This window comes from Bacteroides sp. RTP31139st1_H2_RTP31139_211217 (assembly GCF_040227615.1).
In the GTDB taxonomy this organism is placed as follows: Bacteria; Bacteroidota; Bacteroidia; order Bacteroidales; family Bacteroidaceae; genus Bacteroides; species Bacteroides uniformis.
This window is the reverse complement of the sequence record NZ_JBCNZM010000137.1, coordinates 11,098-13,322: the sequence shown is the minus strand read 5'-3', so window position 1 is coordinate 13,322 and position 2,225 is coordinate 11,098. Positions and strand designations below refer to the sequence as shown.

Sequence of the window (2,225 nt, the reverse complement as noted above, 5' to 3'; positions counted from 1 at the left end):
GGTGTTCATGGCGCCTGCCTCCGGATTCTATACTACGCCGGGTTCCGGTCGCAACGAAGTGCGTATCGCATACGTACTGAAGAAAGATGACTTGAACCGCGCCTTGTTTGTATTGCAAAAAGCATTGGAAGCCTATCCGGGACGAACCGAATAAAATGAAATAATTCATTAGGCGCGGATTACGCGGATTACACGGAAAACTTAAGATAAAGACGTTTGTTTCAAATCTTCCGTGTAATCTGCGCCTAAAAAATAATGGCCCATGAACTTATCTCGCTTTATAGCGTTGCGCATTTATCGCAACTCGGAGCCGGGCAAGCAAGTTTCCCGTCCGGCTGTCCTTATTGCCATGGTGGGTATTGCTCTCGGACTGGCGGTGATGATTATTGCCGTGTCCGTCATTGTCGGCTTCAAGAGCGAGGTGAGGGATAAAATCGTGGGTTTCGGTGCCCATATCCAGATAGGCAACTTGGATGCTGCACGCTCTTATGAGACGCGCCCGGTGGTGGTGGGCGACAGCATGATGGCTGCGCTTTCCGATTATCCCGAAGTGAAGCATGTACAACGCTACTCCACCAAGCCGGGGATGATAAAGACCGCCGATGCCTTTCAGGGAATGGTGCTGAAAGGTGTGGGGCAGGAGTATGACAGCACCTTTTTCCACCGCCATCTGCTGGAGGGGGAGTTTCCGCAATTCAGCGATTCCGCTTCGTCCAACCGCGTAGTCATCTCAAAGTCTCTTGCCAACAAGCTGCAATTGAAACTTGGTGACAAGATAGACACCTACTTCATCCAGGACGATGTGCGTGCTCGCCGCCTGAAGATTGTAGGTATCTACCAAACCAACTTCTCCGAATACGACAACCTATTCCTGCTTACCGACCTCTATCTGGTGAATCGCCTGAACAACTGGGAGCCGGACCAGGTGAGCGGTGTGGAGCTGGAAATACGCGATTATGACAAGCTGGAAGAAACCACCTATGAGATAGCTGCCGATACGGATGAGAATCCCGACCGCTATGGTGCCGAGTATTGCGTCCGTAATGTAGAGCAGCTCAATCCCCAAATCTTTGCCTGGCTGGGCATCTTGGATGTCAACATCTGGGTCATTCTCATTCTGATGATTGGGGTGGCGGGTTTCACCATGGTATCCGGCCTGCTGATTATCATCATAGAGCGTACCTCCATGATAGGCGTGCTGAAGTCTTTGGGAGCCAATAACTTTACCATCCGTAAAGTCTTCCTTTGGTTTTCGGTCTTCCTCATTGGGAAAGGCATGCTTTGGGGGAACATAATCGGCCTTGCGTTCTATTTCGTGCAGCGCTGGTCCGGCTTGTTCAAGCTCGACCCTGAAACCTATTACATGGCTACTGTTCCGGTATCTTGCAATATCTGGCTGTTCCTGCTGCTGAATGCCGGCACATTGCTGGCTTCGGTCCTGATGTTGCTGGGCCCATCATTCCTGATTACACGCATCCATCCGGCAACTTCCATCCGTTACGAATAAGAGAATCACTTTCTCAGAAAATCGCTTTTCTTGCGGAACAGACAGTACCATTTCCAACGTAAAGACTGTATCGGCTGCAATAGGTCGAAAGCCGGTAGTGTGAAGTAATATCTGCGCTGTTCTTCCAGGTCGTGGGCAGTCTTGTTGACAATGACTGCCTGCATGGTGAAACGGAACAGGAACAAAAGAAAAGCGACGCCTGCTGCCAGCCAGTGGAAGTGCAGAATGCCGATGACCATCGCGGCTATCCAGGATGCGTGGAATGCCAGGCGGGTCAGGGTCTCAAAACCGGCCAGCCAGCGTTGCATTCCATGATACAGCCGTGCTGTGGAGGCGTAGCCTATTTTCTCTTCTTTCCAGTCCTTGGTACGCAGAAGCGGCTGCATGCGCACAATGGCATTGGCATCCGTTTCTACCCGCGTGTTCTCCGGGGTAGCCACGTGGTTGATGAACAAATCGTCGTCTCCCCGTTGCAGGTTGAGGTGTGCGGAGAATCCTTTCTGTTGGTAGAAGAGTTCCTTCCGGTAGGCCAGGTTACGCCCGATGCCCATGTAGGGGCTGCCTGCCAGGGCAAATCCCAGATAGCGCATGGAAGTGAACAGATTGTCGAATGCCGCCCGTTTGTGCAGCCAGCCTTTGCCGCGTTCGTAGCCGCTGTATCCCAGCACCACTTGGGTACGTGATGTGAAGTTGCGTGCCATCAGTCGCAGCCATTGGT

At 52.0% G+C, this 2,225-nt stretch carries 1 protein-coding gene and 2 pseudogenes; 2 read left to right on the top strand and 1 reads right to left on the bottom strand.

What is annotated here, in order from left to right:
• Nucleotides 1-154 (top strand): annotated as a pseudogene (locus ABUA47_RS18425) (pyridoxal phosphate-dependent aminotransferase); the annotation flags it as partial.
• A 108-nt stretch (nt 155-262) separates the two neighbouring features.
• Nucleotides 263-1,507 carry an ABC transporter permease gene (locus tag ABUA47_RS18420; protein ID WP_349831866.1) on the top strand — a complete coding sequence of 415 codons (1,245 nt, stop codon included), beginning with the start codon at nt 263-265 and terminating at the stop codon, nt 1,505-1,507.
• A gap of 5 nt (nt 1,508-1,512) precedes the next feature.
• On the opposite strand, the pseudogene ABUA47_RS18415 reads toward ABUA47_RS18420, so the two are convergent.
• Nucleotides 1,513-2,225 (bottom strand): annotated as a pseudogene (locus ABUA47_RS18415) (glycosyl transferase family 2); the annotation flags it as partial.

Excerpts from the sequence above, each read along its gene's own strand:
- ABUA47_RS18420 (WP_349831866.1), top strand. The coding sequence starts at position 263 with ATGAACTTATCTCGCTTTATAGCGTTGCGCATTTATCGCAACTCGGAG.